This window comes from Flavobacterium limi (assembly GCF_010645075.1).
In the GTDB taxonomy this organism is placed as follows: Bacteria; Bacteroidota; Bacteroidia; order Flavobacteriales; family Flavobacteriaceae; genus Flavobacterium; species Flavobacterium limi.
Genome location: NZ_JAADZV010000015.1, coordinates 17129 through 41619 on the forward strand (window position 1 = coordinate 17129; position 24491 = coordinate 41619).

At 33.9% G+C, this 24491-nt stretch carries 11 protein-coding genes; 6 read left to right on the plus strand and 5 right to left on the minus strand.

The features are described from left to right. The first annotated feature begins 127 nt into the window (after positions 1 to 127). Both GXM16_RS21545 and GXM16_RS21550 read left to right on the plus strand, forming a co-directional pair. Positions 128 to 2425 (plus strand): glycoside hydrolase family 127 protein, encoded by a 2298-nt coding sequence (locus GXM16_RS21545; protein WP_163396564.1) that lies wholly within the window; start codon positions 128 to 130, stop codon positions 2423 to 2425. A gap of 224 nt (positions 2426 to 2649) precedes the next feature. Continuing rightward, on the plus strand, positions 2650 to 4593 hold the full coding sequence (locus GXM16_RS21550) for a glycoside hydrolase family 97 protein (RefSeq protein ID WP_163396565.1): 1944 nt from the start codon (positions 2650 to 2652) through the stop codon (positions 4591 to 4593). Between the two features lie 100 nt (positions 4594 to 4693). Here the strand turns inward: GXM16_RS21550 and GXM16_RS21555 are convergent, their stop codons facing one another. The 5 genes from GXM16_RS21555 to GXM16_RS21575 form a co-directional block, all read right to left on the minus strand. After that, complete coding sequence (locus GXM16_RS21555) at positions 4694 to 6859, minus strand: beta-glucosidase (RefSeq protein WP_163396566.1); 2166 nt, start codon at positions 6857 to 6859, stop codon at positions 4694 to 4696. Positions 6860 to 7440: 581 nt separating this feature from the next. After that, positions 7441 to 8934 carry a RagB/SusD family nutrient uptake outer membrane protein gene (locus GXM16_RS21560; protein WP_229684197.1) on the minus strand — a complete coding sequence of 498 codons (1494 nt, stop codon included), beginning with the start codon at positions 8932 to 8934 and terminating at the stop codon, positions 7441 to 7443. 12 nt (positions 8935 to 8946) lie between these two features. Continuing rightward, the gene (locus GXM16_RS21565; protein ID WP_229684200.1) at positions 8947 to 11898 is read right to left on the minus strand and encodes a SusC/RagA family TonB-linked outer membrane protein; all 2952 of its coding nucleotides are present in this window, start codon (positions 11896 to 11898) and stop codon (positions 8947 to 8949) included. A 673-nt stretch (positions 11899 to 12571) separates the two neighbouring features. Beyond that, complete coding sequence (locus tag GXM16_RS21570) at positions 12572 to 16708, minus strand: hybrid sensor histidine kinase/response regulator transcription factor (protein ID WP_163396569.1); 4137 nt, start codon at positions 16706 to 16708, stop codon at positions 12572 to 12574. A 169-nt stretch (positions 16709 to 16877) separates the two neighbouring features. Beyond that, a complete protein-coding gene (locus GXM16_RS21575) occupies positions 16878 to 18338 on the minus strand; it encodes an MFS transporter (protein ID WP_163396570.1) in 1461 nt (486 codons plus the stop codon). 983 nt (positions 18339 to 19321) lie between these two features. Here GXM16_RS21575 and GXM16_RS21580 point away from each other — a divergent pair. Genes GXM16_RS21580 through GXM16_RS21595 form a run of 4 tightly spaced genes read left to right on the plus strand, consistent with a single transcriptional unit; the run spans position 19322 to position 24354 of the window. Then, complete coding sequence (locus GXM16_RS21580; protein WP_163396571.1) at positions 19322 to 20281, plus strand: glycoside hydrolase family 43 protein; 960 nt, start codon at positions 19322 to 19324, stop codon at positions 20279 to 20281. Positions 20282 to 20300: 19 nt separating this feature from the next. Beyond that, positions 20301 to 21857: a glycoside hydrolase family 43 protein gene (locus GXM16_RS21585; RefSeq protein ID WP_163396572.1), complete on the plus strand. Its 1557-nt coding sequence runs from the start codon at positions 20301 to 20303 to the stop codon at positions 21855 to 21857. A 12-nt stretch (positions 21858 to 21869) separates the two neighbouring features. After that, complete coding sequence (locus GXM16_RS21590; protein ID WP_163396573.1) at positions 21870 to 23159, plus strand: family 8 glycosyl hydrolase; 1290 nt, start codon at positions 21870 to 21872, stop codon at positions 23157 to 23159. Between the two features lie 25 nt (positions 23160 to 23184). Continuing rightward, positions 23185 to 24354 carry an alpha/beta hydrolase-fold protein gene (locus tag GXM16_RS21595; protein WP_188726529.1) on the plus strand — a complete coding sequence of 390 codons (1170 nt, stop codon included), beginning with the start codon at positions 23185 to 23187 and terminating at the stop codon, positions 24352 to 24354. The last annotated feature ends 137 nt before the right edge of the window (positions 24355 to 24491 follow it).

The window sequence follows — 24491 nt, forward strand, 5'->3', positions numbered from 1 at the left end:
TATCTGTTACGGGTAAAAGGTAAAATAATTGCAAAAGGAAATTTTTACATACTAAAATGCTAATTTTATATCGTCTGAAAAGAATCATTCGAACTGAATACTTATGAAAATTTATTTAATGAATAGTATGAAAAAAGTTTTTTTGAGGTATGAAATTGTATGTTTTGTACTGATATTGTTTACAGGATATTCTGCTGTGGCTCAAATGCAGCCATTTGATTTAAAACAGGTAAGATTAAAGAGCGGAATCTTTAAAAATGCTCAGGATGTTGACCTTAAGTATATTTTAGAACTGAATCCTGACAGGCTTTTGGCTCCTTACCTTATAGCTTCTGATATACCTGTAAAGGCAGAACGATACGGGAATTGGGAAAGTATAGGACTTGACGGGCACATCGCCGGACATTATCTTTCGGCACTGGCTATGATGTATGCTTCAACCGGAGATACAACTCTTAAAAATCGTTTAGATTACATGATTGATGAATTATCCTTATGCCAGAATAAGAATGGTAATGGTTATGTAGGAGGAATTCCACAGGGAAAAATTTTTTGGGACCGAATTCACAATGGGGATATCGATGGCAGTAACTTCGGACTAAACAACACCTGGGTTCCACTATATAATATCCATAAACTTTTTGCGGGTTTAAACGATGCGTATCATTATGCGGATAATAAAAAAGCAAAAGATATTCTAATAAAACTGGGAGACTGGTTTATAGAATTAATCCGTCCTCTTTCTGATGAGCAAATACAGAATATACTAAAAACAGAACATGGAGGAATAAACGAATCTTTTGCAGATTTGTACATTATTACAAAAAATAAAAAATATCTTGAAACAGCTGAAAAAATTTCACACTTAGCCATACTGAACCCACTCATTAAAAAGGAAGACAAATTAACAGGGTTGCATGCCAATACTCAAATTCCAAAAGTGATTGGTTTTGAAAAGATAGCTGTTCTTTCAGGTAAAAAAGAGTGGTCAGATGCCGTTGGGTTTTTCTGGGAAAATGTGACCCAAAAACGCAGTGTTTCTTTTGGAGGGAATAGTTTTGCAGAACATTTTAATCCTACTGATGATTTTAGTGGTATGATAAAATCAAATCAGGGACCGGAAACGTGTAACTCTTACAATATGGAGCGTTTAGGCAAAGCTTTATTTCTGGATAAAAATGATGTGTCTTATCTCGATTTTTATGAACGTACGCTTTACAATCATATTTTGTCAAGCCAGCATCCTGAAAAAGGAGGTTTTGTTTATTTTACACCTATCAGACCTAATCACTACAGGGTGTATTCACAGCCGGAAACAAGCATGTGGTGCTGTGTAGGTTCCGGGCTTGAAAATCATTCAAAATACGGAGAATTAATTTACAGCCACACTGGTGATGATATTTTTGTAAATCTTTTTATTCCATCCACATTAGACTGGAAAGAAAAAGGTATTTCTATAGAACAAAGCACAGAATTTCCCTATCAGAATAGTACAGATATCAGTTTAAAAATTAAAAAAAATAAAACATTTTCGCTGAATATCCGCTGTCCGGAATGGGCTGAAAATTTTGAAATTCTAATTAATGGAAAAATTCAGAATATAGAAGCCAAACCATCTAATTATTTGATTTTGAAAAGAAAATGGAAATCAGGAGACCAGATTACGGTTCAATTCAAAATTTCAACTCGTTTAGAAAGTTTACCGGACGGTTCAAATTGGAGCGCTTTTGTCAACGGCCCAATTGTACTGGCTGCCAAAACATCAAACAAAGACTTAGACGGATTATTTGCTGATGACAGCCGGATGGGACATGTTGCGGCGGGTAAATACTATCCTCTGGATCAGGCTTATGCTATCATAGGAGAAAAAGCAGATTATATTTCAAAACTTAAGGATTTAGGAAATATGCATTTTCGTCTGGATTCATTAGAGTTACAACCTTTTTTTGACCTCCATGATTCACGTTATCAAATGTATTTTCAAAACTATACCAAAGAACAGTATAAAGAAAAACATGACTTATTAAAACAGCAGGAAATCGAGGAGCTGGCTATAGAATCAAAAACAGTAGATAAGATTAATTGTGGCGAACAGCAGTCAGAAGTTGACCATGGTTATAAAGGTGAAAAAAGTGATTCAGGTTACGAAGATACAAAATCGTGGCGAAGTACCCGTTCCTATATTTCCTATCAGTTATTAAATAAAAATAAGGCAGGAAAATTTTTAGATATAAGCAGTATAAATGAATTTAAAACAAAGAACATTACAATTCTTGTAAATGAAAAACCAGCACAGGTAATTTCTTTAAAAGATAAATTGATAAGATTAGATATAGATAAAATTGAAACAGTAAATATTAGAATAACGGCTAATCCCGGTAGTAATAGTCCAAAGTTCCATCAGTTAAGAATTTTAAAAAATTAAAAAAGGATAATTTTTTAAAGTAAATCCTGAAATTCAAAAAATTAAAGAAGTTTCATAAAATAAATAGTTTAGAATTGATCGGTTAAAATTGCCATTGAATCCACTCAAATACACAAATTATTATAAATAACTGTTTTTTTGAATCATAAAAGTAATTCAGGATTATTATCTTTCACTTCTTTTACAAATAAAAATAAAGTAATTAATCTATCTAACCGCGTATTATGAATTTGAAGTATATTTTATGGTTATGTCTATTTAGTTTTTTAAAATTAAGTGCACAATCAGTTCTAAAAAGTCCTGATGGAAAACTAAAGGTTTCTGTTTCTGTAACGAATGGAATGCCCTTGTATAGTGTTTCATATAATGAAAAAAACTTCTTAGAAAATTCTCCTCTGGGTCTCAAAACCAATGTTGGTGATTTTACAACAGGATTAATTTTAAAAAACGATGCAGATCAAAATAAAATAGATGAAACCTATCAGCTGCCTAATATAAAGCAAAGCAGTGTGCATTATGAAGCTAATGAAGCTGTATTTTCTTTTACTAAAGATAACAAAGCAGCTATTGATATACTATTTAGGGTAAGCAATAATAATGTAGCTTTTAAATATAGAATACATCCGCAGAAAGAAGCCCGCGGATGTGTAGTTGAGGAAGAAGCTTCAGGTTTTCTTCTGCCTGAAGGAACCACTACATTTCTTTGTCCGCAAAGTAAGCCAATGACAGGGTATGCCAGAACAGCCCCAAGTTATGAAACGTCATATATATTAGATGCTCCAATGGGTAATAACGGTATTGGAGAAGGCTATACATTTCCATGTCTTTTTAAAGTTAATAATAATGGATGGGTTTTGATATCGGAAACAGGTGTGGACAGCGGTTATTGTGCAGGCAGACTAATTGGGCATGATAAAGGATTGTATACTATAGGATTTCCAATGGCAGGAGAGAATAACGGAAGCGGAACAACTGCTCCGGGAATACCGCTTATTGGAGAAACTCCCTGGCGTACTATTACAATTGGAGAAACCCTTGCGCCAATTGTAGAAACGACTATTCCGTTTGATTTGGTTAAGCCAAAGTATCAGGCTTCAAAAGAATACCAGTATACAAAAGGAAGCTGGAGCTGGATAATGAAAATGGATAGTAATACAACTTTTCCGGTACAGAAACAATACATCGATTTTAGTGCTGCTATGGGATATGAAACCGTCCTGATAGACGCACTTTGGGATACTCAGATAGGGAAGGATAAAATAGCTGAACTGGCTCAGTATGGCGCAGGAAAAGGCGTTGGTTTGTATTTATGGTATAATTCTAATGGATACTGGAATGATGCACCTCAGGGACCGAGAGGGATGATGGATAATATGTCAATCCGTCGTCAGGAAATGGCGTGGATGAAAAGTATAGGTATAAAAGGAATTAAGGTTGACTTTTTTGGAGGAGACAAACAAGTTACTATGAAATTATATGAAGATATCCTGACAGATGCTAATGATTTTGGCATAATGGTTATTTTTCATGGTTGTACATTGCCAAGAGGATGGGAAAGGATGTATCCGAATTACGCTTCCAGTGAAGCCGTTCTAGCCAGTGAAAATTTGCATTTCGGACAAGCAAGCTGTGACAATGAAGCTGTGAATGCCGCGACACATACTTTTATCCGAAATACAGTAGGAAGTATGGATTTTGGAGGGAGTGCGTTAAATAAATTTTATAACAGTGATAACACTCCCAATAAAGGATCAAAACGTAGAACTTCTGATGTATTTGCTTTAGCAACTGCAGTTCTGTTCCAAAGTGGGGTTCAGCATTTTGCTTTAGCACCTAATAATTTAACTGATGCTCCTGACTGGGCAGTTAATTTTATGAAAGAAGTGCCAACAACCTGGGATGAAGTTCGTTATTTAGATGGATATCCGGGTAAGTATGTTGTGCTTGCACGCCGAAAAGGAACTGAATGGTACATAGCGGGGGTAAATGCTCAAAAAGAAACACTAAAACTTAAAATAAAACTGCCTATGTTTGTTTCGGGAGCATCGTTAACGTACTATCATGATGATGAGCAATTAGAAGGAAAAATAAAAACAATAAAGCTAAAAAATACTTTGGAAGCTGAAATAATAATTCCGGGTAATGGAGGCGTACTTCTTTTAAATTAATGTTTATGTGATTTACTTAGGTTTAATAAATATGAAAAAAGCTGCTTATTTGCAGCTTTTTTTATTATTGAAAAGTGGTTTTAATCAGTCTGAAAACTTGTTACTGGATAGTCACAGCCAGACTGTTCACTATATTTTTAGCTGATGTAGCAGTGTAAAGTACAAATTCGCCTGATTCAATTTTCCATCCGGAAGTTTTTTCATCGTAAAAAGCCAGGTCTTTTACTTTCACTTTTAATTCAGCTGTTTTTTGTTCTCCCGGTGTCAGGAATATTTTGTCGAATGCTTTTAATTCCTTTTTAGGCCTTAAAACAGATGGGGAAGTTTGGCCTGCATACAATTGAACTACTTCCGCACCATTGGATTTCCCTGTGTTTTTAATGTTGAATTTCACTGTTATTTCATCATTAATTCCATAAACTTTTTTGTTAGAGGTAACGTTAGAAATTTCGAAAGAAGTATAAGAAAGACCATAACCAAAAGGATATTGAGGCTCAATTTCTTTAGTGTCAAACCAGCGATAACCCACGAGAATATCTTCATCATAATTCACTTTTAAATTATGTCCGGGATAAGCTCCTAAAGCATGGGCAGGAGACTGGCTTAAAGTGACCGGAATAGTAAAAGGCAGTTTTCCGGAAGGAAATTCTTTGCCGCTCAATACATCAACAACAGCATTACCGGCCTCCATTCCGCCATACCATCCCCAGACTAAAGCCGGAACACGGGATTCAATGCCAGCTAACTCAAGTGGAGAACCTGCAATAATTACGACAATCGTTTTAGGGTTTGCTTTGGCTACTTCCTGAATCAAAGTCTCTTGTCCGTATGGCAAACGCATGTGTAATCTGTCAAATGACTCTGAATCAAAATCATGGTTCAAACCTGCAAAAACGATGGCTACATCAGATTTCTTGGCTTGGGCTACTGCTTCATCGATTAATTTCCAGTCTGCTTTGTCGGTATTTAACTGACCGGCGCTGCTTCTTTCTACAACATGAGATTGCTTTTCATAACCCTGGGCAAAATTGATCTGCAACGATTTTCCGTATTTATTAGTCATAGCCTGAAGTGGCGTTACTTCGTATAAAGCTTTGATTTCTGAACTAAATCCTCCACCGCAATGTGTACGGGTGGCATTATCACCAATAACGGCTACTGATTTTAAAGTATTCATATTTAAAGGCAAAATTTCCTTTTCGTTTTTTAGTAAAACAACCGCTTCTACTGCTGAACGATAGGCAGCCTGTTGATGCTCTTTTGTATTTATAGAGCCTTTTACACGGGTTTCAGGATCGAAAACTTTGGTTTTGATCATAACTCTTAAAATGTTTGCCACTTTTTCATTCACAACGCTTTCTTTTACGCGCCCTTCCTTTACTGCTTTAATCAGAGGATCTGCGAAATACCAATCGCTGTAGTTTTCTTTTTCAGTTCCCATTTCTAAATCCAAACCAGCCAAAGCCGCTTTTTCAGTACTGTGTACAGCATCCCAATCAGACATATAAACGCCTTTGAAATTAAATTCATTTCGCAAAAGTGTTCGTCCCAGATAATTATTTTCAGTACAATATTCGCCTCTGAATTTATTATAAGCACCCATAATTCCTAATGCACCGGCATCAACAACTGAAGACCTGAAACCAGGAAGATAAATTTCACGTAAGGCTCTTTCACTCATAGTTACATCTACAACAAAACGATTTTCCTCCTGATTATTAGCTACGAAATGCTTCACGCAGGCAGCAACATCTTTTGTCTGTAGAGCCTGAATATAACTTGTTGAAAGCTGAGAAATAAGATAAGGGTCTTCACTTAAATATTCAAAGTTTCGCCCACAAAGCGGAGAACGAATGATATTGATTCCTGGCCCGAGTAAAACATCTTTTTTACGAAAACGTGCTTCTTCACCTAAAACAAATCCACGCTGTTTAGCCAGATTCAGGTTCCAGCTTGCTGCCATAGCTGTTCCAGGAGGAAAGCAGGTAGAAGAATCATCAGTTTGTCCCGTATACTTCCAGTCATGTCGGTTTATTTCTGCCCTGACTCCATGAGGTCCATCAGACAAAGCCCATTCCGGAATGCCAAGATGTTTTATTTCTTCGGTGTAAAATTTAGAATTTCCATGCAGCATTCCGACTTTTTCTTTCAAAGTCATTTTCTTAATCAACTGCTGAATTCTTTTCTCAACAGCATCATTTGTTTGTGAAAAAGAATTTTGAAAAAATACTGAAAACAAAACAATAGCCATAAATCGTAGTCTCATTTTATATGTTTTAGAGAACCTTTTGGGTTAAATTAAATAATTGATTTTAATTATAATCAGGGAATAAGACCCGGATTAAAAGTTTTCAAAAATAGCCGAATGACAGGTATCGGAATCATACAAATCGAGCATTTTATATAATAAATGAAGCAACCCTGAAGGAAAATAAGCGTTTTTTTAACCTTGATAAAAAATACATCTTGCCTGTTATTTAGTGTGAAATATTACTTGATTGAATATGATAAAGATGAATTAAACAAACCTATCAGGAAACTTTGAAAGGCAAAAAAATAATAGAATTTACTGTTCAGTGAAATAGGAATATAAAGAAAAAGTGCAATTCATCCTGTAGTGTTTTGCTTAAAAGACTAGGATGTATTTAAGCAATTTTCTTAAAAAGAACTTGAAACAGATTTTGATTTGGATACATGAGTTTATAAAACTTCAGTAAGAAAATGGCGGACAATGTCTTTTATTCTTGTTTAATTAAGAATTATATATTAACAAAATAACCGCCTCAAATTTTTGTATTGAGACGGTTACTTTTCAAATACTAACTCAACCTAACTAACTTCAATCTTTTAGTAACCAGGATTATTATCACTTGGTTTTATATTAGGGTTAGAAGATGTTTCTCTGTTTGGTATTGGCCATAATTCATTTTTACCAACAGTAAAACCAGTTCCCTGCAACTCAGTACTTGCAATTCCCCATCTGATAATGTCATCAAAACGACTTTGCTCACCAGCAAATTCTACCTTACGTTCATGAATTATTGCTTGAAACACATCATCTTTTGTTGCATTAATTGCAGTCAATAAACCTGCTCTGTCCCTAACTTCTTTAATATATGCAATAGCCGCTGTTTGTGAACCTCCTGTTCTTTGGTTTTCACATTCTGCTTTCATAAGTAATACATCTGCGTAACGCATAACCTTGAAGTTAATACTTGATTGTACAGCTTCATCTAGCTTTCGATAATAATTCTGATATTTTTTCCAACCTGAATTTCTAAGGCCTTCAGATGTAGTAAAATCAGTCGTTTTCATAGTGGCTTTTCCATTTAGATATAAAGATCCAGGTACATAAAAAGTATCACCAAAACGCAAATCACCAGTTTCATACGAGTTTATTAACTCATCTGCCGGATATACATTGTACCAGCTTAAATTACCGTATTCCTGGCCCCGAAGGGTTGACTCTTCAAAACCAGTTCCACCACTATTACCAGCATCACCCCATTTATCACCAACTCCATTTTTTTCATTAAATTCAATTTCAAAAATTGATTCTTTACCATGCTCGTTTTCTTCTGTGAAATTATCGAAAAAGTTTCCTTTATCTTCCAGGCTAAATCCAGTAACATTATTAAGTGCAACTAAAGCTTCATCATATTTCTTTTCATATAATAGTACTTTGCCCAAATAAGCATAAGCGGCTTCTTTAGTTGCTCTGCCTTTTTCTTCGACATCCTTAGACAAAAGATTTTGAGAAGCAAATTGCAAATCCTCCTTAATTAAGGTATAAACATCAGCTTTAGGACTTCTGGCTACGCTAATAATCGTTTGTTTTTTATAAATTGGCAAATCACCAAAACGATTCACTAAGAGAAAATAATAATAAGCTCTTAAAAAATGTGCTTCCCCCAAAAATTTATTTTTTTTCTCTGGTGTTAAAACTGAATTTGGTAAGGCATTAATTTTTTGCTCGTTATCTAACACAAAATTAGCTCTGGATATCCCTAAATAACAAGATTCCCAATAATATTGAATAATATCGTTACCTGCATTAAAAGAAAAATCATGGAAGGGTTTTTTGTTTCCTTCTAATTGAGGATTTGGTGACGTATCCTGGCTCATAAGATCCATTGCAAAGGCAAGATTTCGTCCATACAACCCTCTTGTCTGTAAATTTGCATACGCCGCATTGACAGCAGATTGTACCTGCTTTTCGGTTTGAAAGAAAGTATCAGGTGATAATGTGTTTGGATTAGTTAATTCTAAATCCGAAGTGTCACATGAATTTATTGTAAAAATTCCGAACACCATTGTAGCTATATATACTATTTTTTTCATCATTTTTATATTTTAAAATGTAACATCAAGACCAAAAATTACTGATTTTGGTTGTGGATATCGCCCTAAGTCAATACCAGCAGAGTTTGCATTCGTATCTGCACGGGCAATTTCAGGATCTAAACCGGAATATTTTGTTAGTGTAACAAGATTTTGACCACTTACATAGAATCTTATATTAGAAAAATAGCTTTTAAATACGTCTCCGGATAATGTATATCCTAAAGTTACATTTTTTAATCTTGTGTAAGAACCATCTTCAATGTAACGTTCATTGGCCGAAGACCAGTTTATATCAGCTCCCTTTGCTCTTGGAACAGTAGCTGATGGATTAGTAACCGCTCCATTTGTACCAATAATTGCTCTGTCTAAAACATCTGTACCTACGTTAAATAGTCGATTCATACCCTGTAAGTCAAAAATATTAGCATTATAAATATCATTTCCCTGAACTCCTGTTATGAAACAGTTGAAATCAAATTTTTTATATGCTGCTGTAATATTTAAACCGTAGGTAAAATCCGGATATGGATTTCCGATATTGGTTTTGTCATCTGCGGTAATTAATTTATCTCCATTACGGTCAATAATTCTAATATCACCCGGTTTTACAATAGTTTGACCTGGTCCAAAAACAGCATCTACTTCTGCCTGATTTTGATAAATTCCGTTTGTTTTATAACCATAAATATAAAATAATGGCTGGCCAACTTCAAGTCTTGAAAAATTTTCTAAACCGGCTCTTGGCACCGGACCGCCCAATACACTGGTTACACCCGGCGCTAAAGCTGTAACTTCATTTTTACTTGTTCCAAAATTAGCGGTAGCAGACCAGGTAAAATCACCTTGTCTATCATTATAGCTTAATGATAATTCATAACCGCTTACTTTAATATCGGCAATATTCTGCATTTGAGTTCCTCCGCCTGCAGAACCTACAGAAGCAGCTAATGGAACGGCAAAAAGAATGTCACTACTTTTATTATTAAAGTATTCAAAAGAACCTGTAAATTTTTCGTCAAATAAACCAAAATCCAAACCTATGTTTCGGTCATTTTTAGACTCCCATTTCAAATCAGGATTAGAAGCAACTCCAGCAGATACGCCAGGTGCATTTCCTCCGGCAATTGGATAATTGTAGTTTGCAATTAACGTAGCACTATACTGATAGTTGTCTATTCTGTCGTTTCCTGTTGTTCCTGTACTTGCTCTAAGTTTTAATGTACTAAAAACGGAATTGGCCATAAAGCTTTCTTTAGCTATATTCCAGCCTACAGCAACAGAATAAAAATTTCCCCAACGATTATTAGCTCCAAAACGAGAGGATGCATCTCTGCGTCCAGAGAGAGCTAATAAGTATTTATCATCAAAATCATAATTAAGTCGAACAATATATCCAATATTTTTTTCTACAAAATTTGAAGAACCCAGGCTTCCATTATTATATCTCAACTGATCAATTTCATTTGAAATATCATACTGGCTTCCAGCAGCTAAACTTTGTGATTTTACATCAATTTTGGTTATAACCCCTAATGCTTCAAAATTATGTTTTTCGGCAAAAGTAGTTTTGTAAGTTAAACTATTATCAAAAACAATGGTTTGTCCCTGACCATTTGTTTCATTGGTTGTAGAAAAAGCTTGTTTGTGTGCTGTACCGTCATAGAAACTTGGTACAAATGTATGATCTTTCGTAGTGTAATAATCTAAAGAGACTTGTGACCTGAATTTTAAGCCTTTGTAAATTTCTAATTCAGCATAAATATTTCCAATTATAGACAGACCATTAATTTTTTGATATCCCAGATTTGCAACACGCACAGGGTTTTCGGCATCATTAGAATCAACTGCACTAGGTCCCTGAAATCCTCCTGGATTACTTTCATTATAAATAGGAAAATAAGGTGCCATTTTAATAGCATGCTCTAACAATGTTCTTCCCCCTGCAGAGCGTTCAGGGTTGGTTTTAGTAAAAGAAACTCCAATATTGCTTCCTAATTTAAGTTTGCCAATATCTTGTGTATTATTTGCCCTAAAAGAATAACGTTCGAAGCCAGTATTTATAATTGTACCCTCTTGTTTTAAATATTCGGCAGAATAACGACTTGTAGAGTTCTCTGTTCCATTTGAAAAACTTAAATTATAATCCTGCATTAATCCAGTCCTGAAAATTTCGTCCTGCCAATTGGTATTTATATTACCAAATTCAGCAGCTCTTGATGTCAAATCACTTCCTAAATCTTTAGCATATTGGAGATATTGCTGTGTATTTAAGACGTCATATCTTTTAGTGACAGTTTGCGCACCTACGTAAGAGCTAAAAGTTAACTGACCTGGGCCTTTTTTACCTTTTTTAGTTGTTACCATTATAACTCCATTAAAAGCTTTTGAACCATATAATGCCGTTGTTGAAGCATCTTTTAAAACAGAGATGTTCTCAATGTCATTTGGACTTAATCCTGACAAGTTACTGGTTAAAACTCCATCTACTACATACAAAGGAGCACTATTTCCCATTGTGGCTAAACCTCGTATAGTAACTGTAGGGTTGGAACCTGGTGCGCCATTTACAACAGTAACACCAGCTGCTCTACCTTGTAAGGCAGACTCTGCATTCGTAATTGGTACAGCTACAATATCTTTCGAAGTAACTGTTGAAATCGCTCCGGTTACCTTTGCTCTTTTTTGAGTACCATATGCTACAACAACTTCATTTAAGGTTTGTGTAGATTCTGCTAATTTAACATTAATCACAGTCTGATTACCAACAGTGATTGTTTGTGAAGTTAATCCAACGTAAGAAAATGTTATTTTATCTGTAGCGTTAACCCCTTGTAAAGAGTAGTTGCCATCAAAGTCTGTTGATGCGCTATTTGTAGATCCTTCTACATTAATGCTGGCACCGGGTAAAGGAACTCCAGAAGGATCCGTCACTATACCCTTTACGATTTTTGATTGTGCCATCACATTTTGAGTGCTAACTATTAGCAATGCGATTATTGCAAATTTTAATTTCAACATCATAGTTAATTGGTTTTTTTGTTTAGTTAAATAATTGTTTGGCTGTAAAGTTTTTTATTTATTATGATTTAGTTTATAAACTACTTCCTGTCTCTTAAATTTTCAAATATCATTAGTAATATCTTTTTAGGTTAAATTCTTAAATCATATTATTAATTGATTTTTGATTTTAAAAAGGCTGGGTTCTAATAAATAATGTGTTTTCATTTCATGGTTAAATTGTTTTTAATATTTGTTAATAGTTTTATAGCATTATTAATCCAAAAATATAATCTTAACATAAATTTACTTACTACAAATGATGCAAAAACTATCAAATTTGTAGCATAAGACACACAAAAAAGCTAAAATTTATCTTTAGGATTGTTTTTAAGAGAAAAAAAGTAATTGAGAATTATTAATAAGTATTCTTTTAAATTTAAGTATGTAAAAAATAAAGCACTACTTATTAATATGTAGTAATATTGAGGATAAAATCTGAAATTAAATCTAAAGTTATAGTAGAGTAATTTGTTTTAGAAAAACTAATAAAAAGTAGTTTAAATAAACAAATTATTTGTTTCGTATATAACAAAAAAAAAGACGGCTATGCCGTCTAAATAATACTTCATAAAAATTATTGTTTGTTATTATGTTTAGGTAGGTGACCGTATTTTTCTTTATAGCATTTTGTAAAATAGGAAGGAGAGCTAAAACCAACTTTATAACTAATCTCTGTTATATTGTCATTTCCAAGTTCTATTAATTCTTTTGCTTTTTCCAAACGAACATTGCGTATAAATTCATTTACAGATACACCGGTTAGGGTTTTAATTTTTCGATATAATTGGCTTCTGCTCAAAAAAACCTTCGAAGCCAGAATTTCAACGCTTAATTCAGTTTCACTTAAATTTTCAGTAATATAACTAAGAATGTTTTTTATAAATTCATTGTCTAAAGTAGTGGTCTTTTCTTTAGCTTTTGGCGTAATTCCATTATAGAATTTATTAAACATAATCTGTCTGCTGTTAATGAGCCGGACCAGACTTGACCTCAAAATGTCCATATCAAAAGGTTTACTCAAATACATATCCGCTCCGGAATCTATCCCTTCTAATCGGTCTTTAACTAACGCTTTTGCAGACAACATCATTAACGGAATATGGCTGGTTTTTAAATCTGCCTTGATATTTTTGCACAACTCCAGGCCACTCATAACCGGCATAATTACATCTGTCAAAATCAAATCAGGTAATTTCTGCAAGGCTAATTCCAAACCAACCTGACCATTCTCAGCGACTAGAACTTTATATTCTTTTTTGAGTTCATTTTTTAAATAATTTCGTAGCTCAACATTATCCTCAACAATCAAAATGGTATAGACTCTATCTTGCTTTTCCTCATTATCTTGTGATTGTTCCTCGGTTTTTTCAATTACAGGTGTATAGCTTATTTTTTTCTCCTTTTTAAATTCCTCAAATGATATTTCATTGTCATTAAAAAAATCTTTTCCAACAGGAAATAGGAGTTTAAAAGTGGTACCAACTCCCAATTCACTTTCTACCTCGATTATTCCTTTATGTAATTCCACAAATCCGCGAACAACTTCTAATCCTATCCCCGTACTTCCATAATATGCTTTATTTAAGTTGTTTACCTGGTAAAAACGGTCAAAGATTCTCTTAATGTCTTTTTTATCCAGTCCTGCACCAGTGTCTTCAATAATTATCTCAAATGAGGGGTAAGTATTGACTGCACTTATCAGAGGAAAATTTGTATCTTCTTCATTGACTACTATTTTTACTTTTATTATGCCATTATCGGGAGTAACCTTAAAAGCATTTGAGATTACATTAAAAATAATTTTCTCGAACATTTTAGGGTCTATCCAGTCTTTCAAGGATGTTTTGTTAGACTCAAATCGCAGATCAATACCACGGCTGAATGCTTCTTCATCAAAATAACTGACAATTTCTTTTGTAAAGTTAATTACTTCAAGCAGCTGTAGTTTAATGGTCATTTTGTTAAACTGCAATTGATTAAAATCCATTAACTCATTAATTAGCCTGGAAAGCCTGTCTGAACTTTTTTGAATAGTTTTCAATTTATTGAGCACACCTTCTGGTAATTCAGGACTGTGATTTCTGATTATATCTCCTAACGGATTTAAAATTAAGGTGAGGGGAGTTCTGAACTCATGTGATATATTGGTAAAGAACTGCAACTTTTTATTATTTAATTTTTCAATTTGGATGGCTTTTTTCTGTTCAAATTCTATCATTTGTTTTTGTTTAAAACGATTTTGATAGTATTGATTGGCAAAATGAACTGCAGCAAAAAGTAATAAAGAATAAAACAGGTAAGCAAACGATGTTTTCCACCAGGGCGGTAAAATCTCAATTTTTAATTCCAATGGTTTATGGCTCCAGACTCCATTTTTTTCTGAAGCCTTTACTTTGAAAACATAATTCCCAGGTGCTAAGTTAGTGTAAGTGGCTGAACGTTTATTGCCTACATAATTCCAAGAGTCTTCAAATCCTTCTAAATAATAAGCGAATTCATTTCTGGCAGGAAAAGAATAATTGATGGCGATAAAATCAATTGTAAATACAGACTGATCATGTTTAAGGATTATTTTTTTAGTCTCAGATAGGACTTTAATTAAAGGCGAATTTTTTTCAAGTGGCGCAACAGACTTATTAAAAAGTTTTAAATCTGTTAAGTAAATTGGAAGCTGTTTTTTACTTTTAACTAAACTTGCAGGATTAAAGTAATTTAAGCCTTCGTAACTTCCAAAATAAAGCAGTCCGTTTTTATCTTTTAATACAGAATTATTATTAAAATCATTTCCCAAAAGTCCGTCATGCGCAGAATAATTGAAGGAAATTTTGCTTTTTAAATCCAGTTTGGTAATTCCCTTTTTTCCGCTTATCCAAATACATCCATCATTAGATTCAGAAATTGATGAAATTGATTTTTCATGCAGCCCTTTGAAATTAATATACCATTGTAGCAGGTCTGTTTTTTTATTGTAGCTAAATAATCCGGCACCATCAGTACCAATCCATATTTCTTTGTTTGTGGCCTGATATAAGGTGTTGATAGTATGAATGCTTTTGTGATTTTTAAGTTTTTCAGACATTTTATTCCGAAAAGAAGTTACTGAAAAAGTGACGAAATCATCTGTATTAACTTTGTACAGGCCGGTTGTCGAACCAACCCAGACGGCATTGTCAGAATCAGCAATCACTTTTCTGATATCTAAATTAATTAATCCATTTGTATAAAATGGTTTAGAATCACAATGATGAAACTGGCCGTCCGATGGGGTGTAATAATGAAGCCCTTTTGCAAAAGTTCCTATCCAGATTACGCCTCTGGAATCCTGTGCTATGCTCATGATATTGTCTGAAGTCAGACCTGGAGTGTTTTTTGTATTGTAATTAATAAAGTTTCTGCTTCCTTTCTTTAAAACAAAAATGCCTTCATTCCAGCTTGATAACCAAATATTCTGATGTTTATCTATAAAAACATTCGTGATATTATCATTAGTTAATCCGGAATAAAGGCTGTAATCAGATTTGGTAATATGTCTAAAAAGTTTAGTTTTCGGATTATAAACATCAACTCCTCCGCCTTCCATCGAGATCCATAACTGGCCTTCATTATCTTTGGCAATACCGGTGACACAACTGGTTTGTAATGATTGAGGGTTTCCCGGTAGGCTTTCTATAATATTTACTTTGCTGTTTATTTTGTCAAATACACCTAAGCCTTTGTTATAATAGCCCAGCCAGATTCTTTTTTCTTTATCTAAAAATAAAGACCACACAGAGTTTGAACTTAAGCTGCGGGTACTGAATTTACTGTTTACATACTTTTTTTGAATTGCACCCTCATCGTTTACAATGATTAGTCCATCATTTTCGGTTGCACATAAAATTGTTTTAGGATCTGTTGCCAGTAAGGACATGATTCTTTTTTGGGTGATGGGATACAAAACAGCCTGTTTGGTTTTAACATTTAAATCTACTTTTACCAGCCCCTTATAACCATTTCCTATCCATAAATTTTGTTTGCTGTCGATACACATCGATACTAATGTACCAGTAAGTAATTGATCTGCCTGACTAATTTCTAATTTTTTGATCTCATTTTTTACAGGGTCAACTGCTTTTAATCCAAAATTGGTACCTAAATATATAGTGCCATTTTTATCTTTTGCCAGACAATTGATAAGACAGTTTTTTGAATTTGGGATATTGAGTTTTATTTGAGTAATTTTTCGGGACTCTGTATTGAGTTTCAATAACCCCCCATTAAATGTTCCTAAGAAAAGATTCCCATTATTGTCTTCGATAATGCTTTTAACGGAAATTATCGTTTCTCTTCCGTTTTTTTTTTGGATATCAATATTTTCAAAAGTATTCAAATTCCTGTTATACAGGCACAATCCCTCGTCTGTACCTATCCACAATCGGTTGCGTGTATCGACGTATGCAACGTAAATAAGATTGCTGTTAATAGAATTGTTTGCTTTGGAGTTTTGCTCATACGCAATATAATTTACTCCATCGAATTTATACAAACCTGCTCCGTTTGTTCCAATCCAAATGACTCCGGATTGATCCTGTGCAATGGTATAAATACCACTTTTTGAAGTTTCTTTACTTACGAGTCTAAATTGATAGTTTTCAAATGTATTTTGAGAAAACAAACAATGCATTGTAAAGAATAATATGGCACAGATTCTAAAACATTTTTTTTGGGACATTTATATAATAATTAGTAAAATTATAATAAATATATACTATTTTAATTGAAAACCAACTATTTGTTTTTCAATATATTAATTTTTTGCGCTTTTTAATTGTAAGATTTATTGTGTTTTTTATTTTGGATTATTTAGATGTTTCCTTCTTTTTGTAGTGCTCAGAGACGATTTATCTTCTTTCTTTTAAATCTTTTTCAATCTCAATTTCCATGTTTTTGTCTATTACATAGAAACACAATAAAACGGCGCTTATGATAAAAATAAATCCCGGATAAATGCTTATTGATAGTTTAATTCCTTCAAGCGCTGCTGATACCTGATGAAATTCTCCGGCAACATAGCCATATTTAGATAAAAAGGCGGCTCCCAGTGCCCCTCCGATACTTATACCAATTTTTAATCCGAAAATCATAGCCGAAAAAACAGTTGCTGTCGCTCTTCGGTTATTTTTCCATTCGCTGTAGTCAGCTACATCAGCAATCATAGCCCATAGTAAGGGAATTGTTACTCCGTAAATAAATCCGTGTGCTAACTGGGTTAGGAATACCATTGTAATAGCTGTTTTGCTGTAAAAATTAAAAAGTAATAAGCTTATAGCAGATAAAAATATGAATGTAATGTAGATATTTCTTTTGCCAAAGGAATCTGCGAGAGACTTTGAAAACATAATTCCAAAAATCATAAAAAGAATTCCGCCAGCATTAAAGAGACTAAATGCAGAAGTAGGAATATCTTTCGGCCACTGGAGATCTGTTAATCCCATTCCCGTTAAAAAATTATTCAAATAGCCTATAAATGTAGTAAAGCCAATATTTTTCAAAAAAACAGTTTGTGCAGCAGGATCTAAATAATATTTAAAGTAAAAAACATACATTCCGCCTTTCAAGGATAAAGTTATAAATACCAAAATGGTAACTAGTAACATAATAAACCAGGGACCGTTTTTTGATAAATCTATAAAATCCTGTTTTATGGAAGATTCCTGATTCTTTTTGGGAATAATTCTTTCTTTTGTAGTAAAAAAAGTAATAAGCAGACAAATTACCCCGATAATTGCGAATAATAGCATTGTGTTTTTAAAGCCAACAGCTTTGTCGCCATGCCCTAAAATCAGGACTAATGGTAATAGAAGGGACTGAATAATAAACTGAGCAATCATTACAGCTACAAATCGATACGAAGAAAGACTGTTTCTTTCTTTCATGTCGCCTGTTAAGACACCACTTAAAGCCACATAGGGTAAATTGTTTGCCGCATAAATTAATACCAAAAAAAAGTAAGTGAGTAATGTATAGACTATCTTGCCGCTTAATCCAAAATCAGGAGTTAAAAAAGAGAGTACAGCAGCTACTCCAAAGGGAAAAGCGGTCCATAATATCCAGGGTCTGAACTTGCCCCACCGTGTTCTGGTACGGTCAGCAATAATTCCCATAATGATATTAAAAAAAGCACCTATAAAACCACCAATAAAAATAATAACACTTGCCGTTCCTGCAGGAATTTTATAAACATCCGTGTAAAAGAAAGCTAAAAAGGTCAGCAATGTCTGAAAAATCAAATTTGCAGCAAAATCACCTAAACCATAACCTATTTTTTCTAGTACTGAAAGTTTTTGTGATGTATTACTCATAAAGATGCTGTTTTTATTTCATTAGTCATTTATACCGATTTTAAAATTATTTGTAATAGATTTTATCAGAAAATGAATCTTTTTTTATCCATATTAATAAAAACTAAACGTAAAAATAGCTTGAAAGTTGAAATAAGATTGTCAATTTTGAAGCGTTTAATAGCATATTTGAAGCATAATTTGATTGCGGTAAATCTATTAAATATTAATTAGTATTTTACCTTCACAGTTAAAAACACGTACTCATTTCCACTGAGTTAAACTCCTTTTTTATTTCATTTAACTAATTGTAATCAATACCTTTTTTTGTAAAAAATAAGAAACCGGTTGTCTTTTTTATTTGTCGGAATATCAAAAAAGTAAAAACCTATCTGAAAACATAAGTAACATAATCACTTTTGTATGTGCTTCTCTTTTACTCTTAAAAAATTTACAAATTTTTAATGTTTTTATTAATGTATAGATTTGCTTTGGAGTCTTTTTTATTAATATCGATAATATAAAATATTCAATATATAAATAAATAGTATGTTTTTATATTCAATAAATTATTAAAAATCAATAAAAAAATATCAAACAACCGATTGTGTATTGAAATATTATTTTTATATTTGTAATAAACACACTTATTATTATAGATGTATTTTTTTTACTTAAAAGATCTTGAATTTAGATTTCCTTATTTGTGATGTATTGATGCCAGACTTAAGCGTTAGAAATAATTTTAAGCAGAATTTAAAAGTTAATAATTGGTTATGTGCTATTAGTAGTAGTTTATAGCTAATGTTAGTTAGTGTTAGTTTTTAAATTAAAGCCGGAAGTTCAAATCCCTTTCGGCTTTTTCATTACATAATGAATAAAATAACTATATGTAAAACAAAATGTTATTTGCAGTATTGAATATTTCCGTTAAGTTCTGGTTAAAAGAATAAATAAAAATGAGAAAACCACTATAATTAATTATAACACAAAAAACTACGAGCATGAAATTGAATACCAGAATTCTATTGGTGTTTTGCTGTATTTCGACGTTTGAAATAACAGCACAAAACCCTATCATTAAACATATTTTCACAGCCGATCCTTCACCTATTATCCATAAAGACACCTTGTTTTTATATACAGGGCATGACGTAGCAACCGAAGCAGATACCAATTATAAAATGTCAGATTGGCATGTGTTTTCTACAACCGATATGGCAACATGGAAAGACCATGGTGCACCACTCTCGCCAAATACCTTTTCATGGGCTACAGGAGATGCTTATGCAGCACAGTGTATCGAAAGAAATGGTAAATTTTATTGGTTTGTTTCTACATTTCATAAAAAAAGCGAAGTCAGTCAAGGCGGAGCAGCTATAGGTGTTGCGGTTTCAGACAGACCAACCGGACCTTTTAGAGATGCAATAGGTAAGGCGCTTATAATTAATGAAATGACTACAGATATGAAATACGCATGGGATGATATAGATCCTGCCGTATTTATTGATGATGATGGACAAGCTTATCTATTTTGGGGAAATGGGAGCTGTAAATGGGTTAAGCTCAAAGAAAATATGACAGAAATGGTAGGGGCAATTACTACTTTCAAACCCAAAAACTATATTGAAGGGCCCTGGGTATATAAAAGAAAAGATCTATATTATTTAGTATATGCAAGTGCAGGTACAAAACCGGAAATGATAGAATACTGCACTGCTAAGAGCCCGGACGGACCATGGACATATCAGGGAATTATCCAGGAAAATGTAACTAATAGTTTTACAACGCATCCCGGAATTATAGATTATAAAGGTAAATCATATTTTTTTTACCATAACGGAGCCTTACCTACCGGTGGTAGCTACAGACGTTCAGTTTGTGTAGATTACATGTATTATAACCCGGATGGTACCATTCAAAAAGTAATACAAACTACCAAGGGAGTAAATAAAATCAAATAATACATTTTATCTCAATCTCATGAAAAATAAAATCAGTTTCATCCTAATCTGCTTAAGTTTAATTATTCAAACGGCTGTTTCTCAGGAAAAAAAAGTTCACAACCCGACTGTTTTTGCTGATGTTCCCGATTTGGCTATAATCAGGGTAGGTCAAAATTATTATATGAGCAGTACTACAATGCATATGAACCCTGGTCTGCCCATTATGAAATCTACGGATCTGGTTAACTGGAAACTTATTAACTATGCTTACGATATATTAGCCGATATACCGGAATTAAATTTAACTAACGGTAAAAGTACTTATGGAAGAGGATCCTGGGCGAGTAGCCTGCGTTTTCATAAAGGAGTGTATTACGTAACAACTTTTTCGGGAACAACCGGGGAAACCTATATATTTAAAACAAAAGATATTGAAAAAGGAAATTGGCAAAGAATTTCTTTTAAGCCATCCTATCATGACCATTCTTTGTTTTTTGATGATGATGGCAGGTCTTATTTAATTTATGGATCCGAAAAAATAAAACTGGTTGAATTAAATCAGGGTCTCACAGGAATAAAAGATGGTTCTGTCGAAAAAGTCATTATTGAGAATGCCAGTAAGCCTGCAGGAGACAATATTATGCTGGGTTCAGAAGGATCTCAATTATTTAAAGTAAACGGGAAATATTATCTGTTTAACATTTGCTGGCCAAAGGGAGGAATGCGTACTGTTGTCATACACAGAGCTGACAATATTAATGGACCATGGGAAGGAAAAGTAGGTTTACAGGATTTAGGCGTTGCACAGGGAGGACTTATTGATACGCCTGACGGACGCTGGTTCTCCTATCTTTTTCGCGATTTTGGTGCAGTAGGGAGAATTCCTTATCTGGTTCCTGTAAAATGGGAGAACGGCTGGCCAATATTAGGGGAAAATGGAAAAGTGTCTGAAACATTAGAACTACCTGTTAGCAAAGGATTAATTCCTGGTATCGTTGCTACCGATGAATTTAATCGCAAGAAGGGACAAGAAGCACTTCCATTAGTATGGCAATGGAACCATAACCCGGATAATACACTCTGGTCCGTAAAAGAAAGAAAAGGGTACCTGCGACTTAAGACGGGAAGAATTGATACTGATTTTCTTCTGGCAAGAAACACACTTACACAACGCACTATTGGACCCACAAGTGCAGGTTCTGTTTCATTGGATGTTTCCAAAATGAAAGACGGAGATTTTGCCGGATTAAGTGTTTTGCAAAAAGATTATGGGTTAGTAGGGGTGAAAGTTGAAGGAATTCAAAAGTCAGTCGTAATGGTAAACACCAACAACGATAAAGCTGCAGAAGTTCAGCAGATTCCTTTGCATCAGGACCAGATTTATTTCAGGATTGATTGTGATTTTACGAATAAAAAAGATGAAGCTAATTTTTTCTATAGTTTAGATGGAAAGATTTGGAACCCGATAGGCGAAACTTTAAAAATGAAGTACACTATTCCGCATTTTATGGGCTATCGTTTTGGGTTATTTAATTATGCCACAAAAGAAACAGGCGGTTTTGTTGACTTTGATTGGTTTAGAATTAAAAATTAAAATCAAAAAAATATGGTAATAAATAAAAATTCCAAAACCGAATACTTGGTCAAAACGCGATTTTTAATACTCATTTTCGGATTAATAATACCTGTTTTAGCCATCTGCCAGGATAAGAAGAAAGTAGAATCCAAAATACCTCATTGCCGGAATCTGTTTAAAGAAGCAGGTTATAGCCAGGCTGAAATAGACAAGAAAGTAGCAAAAGCCTATTATGATGTATTTGAAGGGCCAAATAAAGTGTATTTTGAAGAAGGGGACTCTTTGGGATATGTTTCTGATGTGAAAAATAAAGATGCGCGTACAGAAGGAATGTCATACGGAATGATGGTTGCGGTCCAGTTCGATAAAAAAGAGATTTTCGACCGTATCTGGCGGTGGTCTGTAAAATACATGCAGCATCAGGATGGACCAAGAGAAGGCTATTTTGCGTGGAGTGTAAATCCACAAACCAAAAAACAAAATTCTGCCGGCTCTGCATCTGATGGGGAATTATATTACATAACCAGCCTGCTTTTTGCGTCTAACAAATGGGGTAATGATACAGGGATTAATTATTACAATGAAGCACGAAAAATATTAGATGCTATGTGGAAAAAAGATGGTACTGGTAATATTTATAATATCATCAATACAAAGCATAAGCAAATATCTTTTGTACCGGAAGGAGGCGGGTATAACTGGACAGATCCATCCTATCATGTTCCGGCATTTTATGAAATATGGGCTTTGTATGCCAAAGATGGCCATGAGCAGTTTTATAGAGAATGTGCAGAAGTTTCACGTAATTTTCTGCATAAGGCATGTCATCCTGTTACAGGCTTAAATTCAGATTATACTGAGTTTAACGGAGAACCACATCCAACACCATGGATGCCTCCCGGATTTCGTTACGATTCATGGCGTGTCCCTATGAATATTGCAATGGATTATACGTGGTACGGAAAAGATAAAAAATGGCAGGAAGAATATGCTGTAAAATTTCAAAATTTCCTCAGGTCTAAAGGAATAGAAACGTTTGTAGATCAATACAATCTTGATGGTTCCACACCAGATTTTATTCTGCAGGCCGGACCGGTCAAAAAACTCAGACACTCAATAGGCTTAGTAGGAACTTCAGCTACAGCTTCATTGGTGAACCCTGATAAAAAAAGTATGGATTTTGTTCATGCACTTTGGAATGCTAAGCTTGAACCTTACGAAGATGGTTATTTTGATCCCTATTATGATGGGCTAATGTATCTCTTTAGCCTGATGCATCTTAGCGGTAACTACCAAATTATTCCTCCGGTAGTTAAATAAATTTAATCTAAAATATAGTAAAAATATGAAACAGTATACAGTCGTAATGTTATACGCATTTATTTTATCAGGTTTTCTAGGTTTTTCGCAGGCAAGTCAGGTTTCCATTGTTGAGGATTTCAAACCTTCATCAGTTAATCAGCCTGGGCAGCAATATCCACAAGTAAATTCACAGAGCAGGGTGCGGGCAAGAATTTCTGCTCCTCAGGCCAATAAAGTACAGCTAGATCTTGGCGGTGTTAAATATGACATGGTAAAAGACGATAAAGGTACCTGGACAGGGGATTCTAATCCGCAGGATGAAGGATTTCATTATTATCAGTTAAATATAGATGGTGCTTCCGTCCCTGATCCGGGAACTTTATATTTTTATGGTGCCGGCCGGTTAGGGAGTGGGATAGAAATTCCTGCTAAAGATCAGGATTTTTTTGCTCTGAAAGATATACCGCATGGTTTGGTAAGTGAAAATATTTATTTCTCCAGGCTAACAAATTCTTTTAGACGCTGTTTCATCTACACACCACCGGGCTATAATGAAAATGCAACAACACATTACCCGGTACTCTATTTGCAGCACGGAAGTTTTGAAGATGAAACAGGCTGGTCTGCTCAGGGAAAAGCGAATTTAATTTTAGATAATCTGATTGCTGTAAAACAGGCAGTTCCTATGATTGTTGTAATGGATAACGGATATGCTTATAAAACACAAAATAATAATCGAGACAAAAAAGAACAGTTAGTTTCTGTTTTCGAAGAGGTTTTAATCACCGAAGTTATTCCAATGATTGACACTAAGTTTCGAACTATTGCTAATCGTGAAAATAGGGCTATAGCCGGTCTTTCTATGGGAGCCAATCAAACCATGAGAATTATGATGAAACATCTGGATACTTTTTCTCAATATGGCGGATTTAGCGGTACATCAAACTATCCCAGTTCAGATGTGATTGACCCTTCTGCATTTTTAAACGGAAAATATAAAGACGGTGATTTTATTAATAAAAAAATCAAACTTTTTTGGTTAGGCTTAGGTACTAAGGAACCTAGCCCTTTTCCTAAATCTGTTGGGGCTTTTCGAGCGATGTTAGACCAGCAGAAAATTAAATATGTATACTACGAATCGCCCGAAACAGCTCATGAGTGGCTTACATGGCGAAGATGTTTAAAACAGTTTGCTTCTAAGTTGTTCAGATAAAAATTACAGTATTGCCTATAAATATAATAAAATAAAATAAAATCATGATCATAATGAAACTATTAGAATAAGTTTAGAAATTTGAAGATTAGCAGTATTTTTTTTAATTGAATAATATTACTTTTTTATGTAAAGTG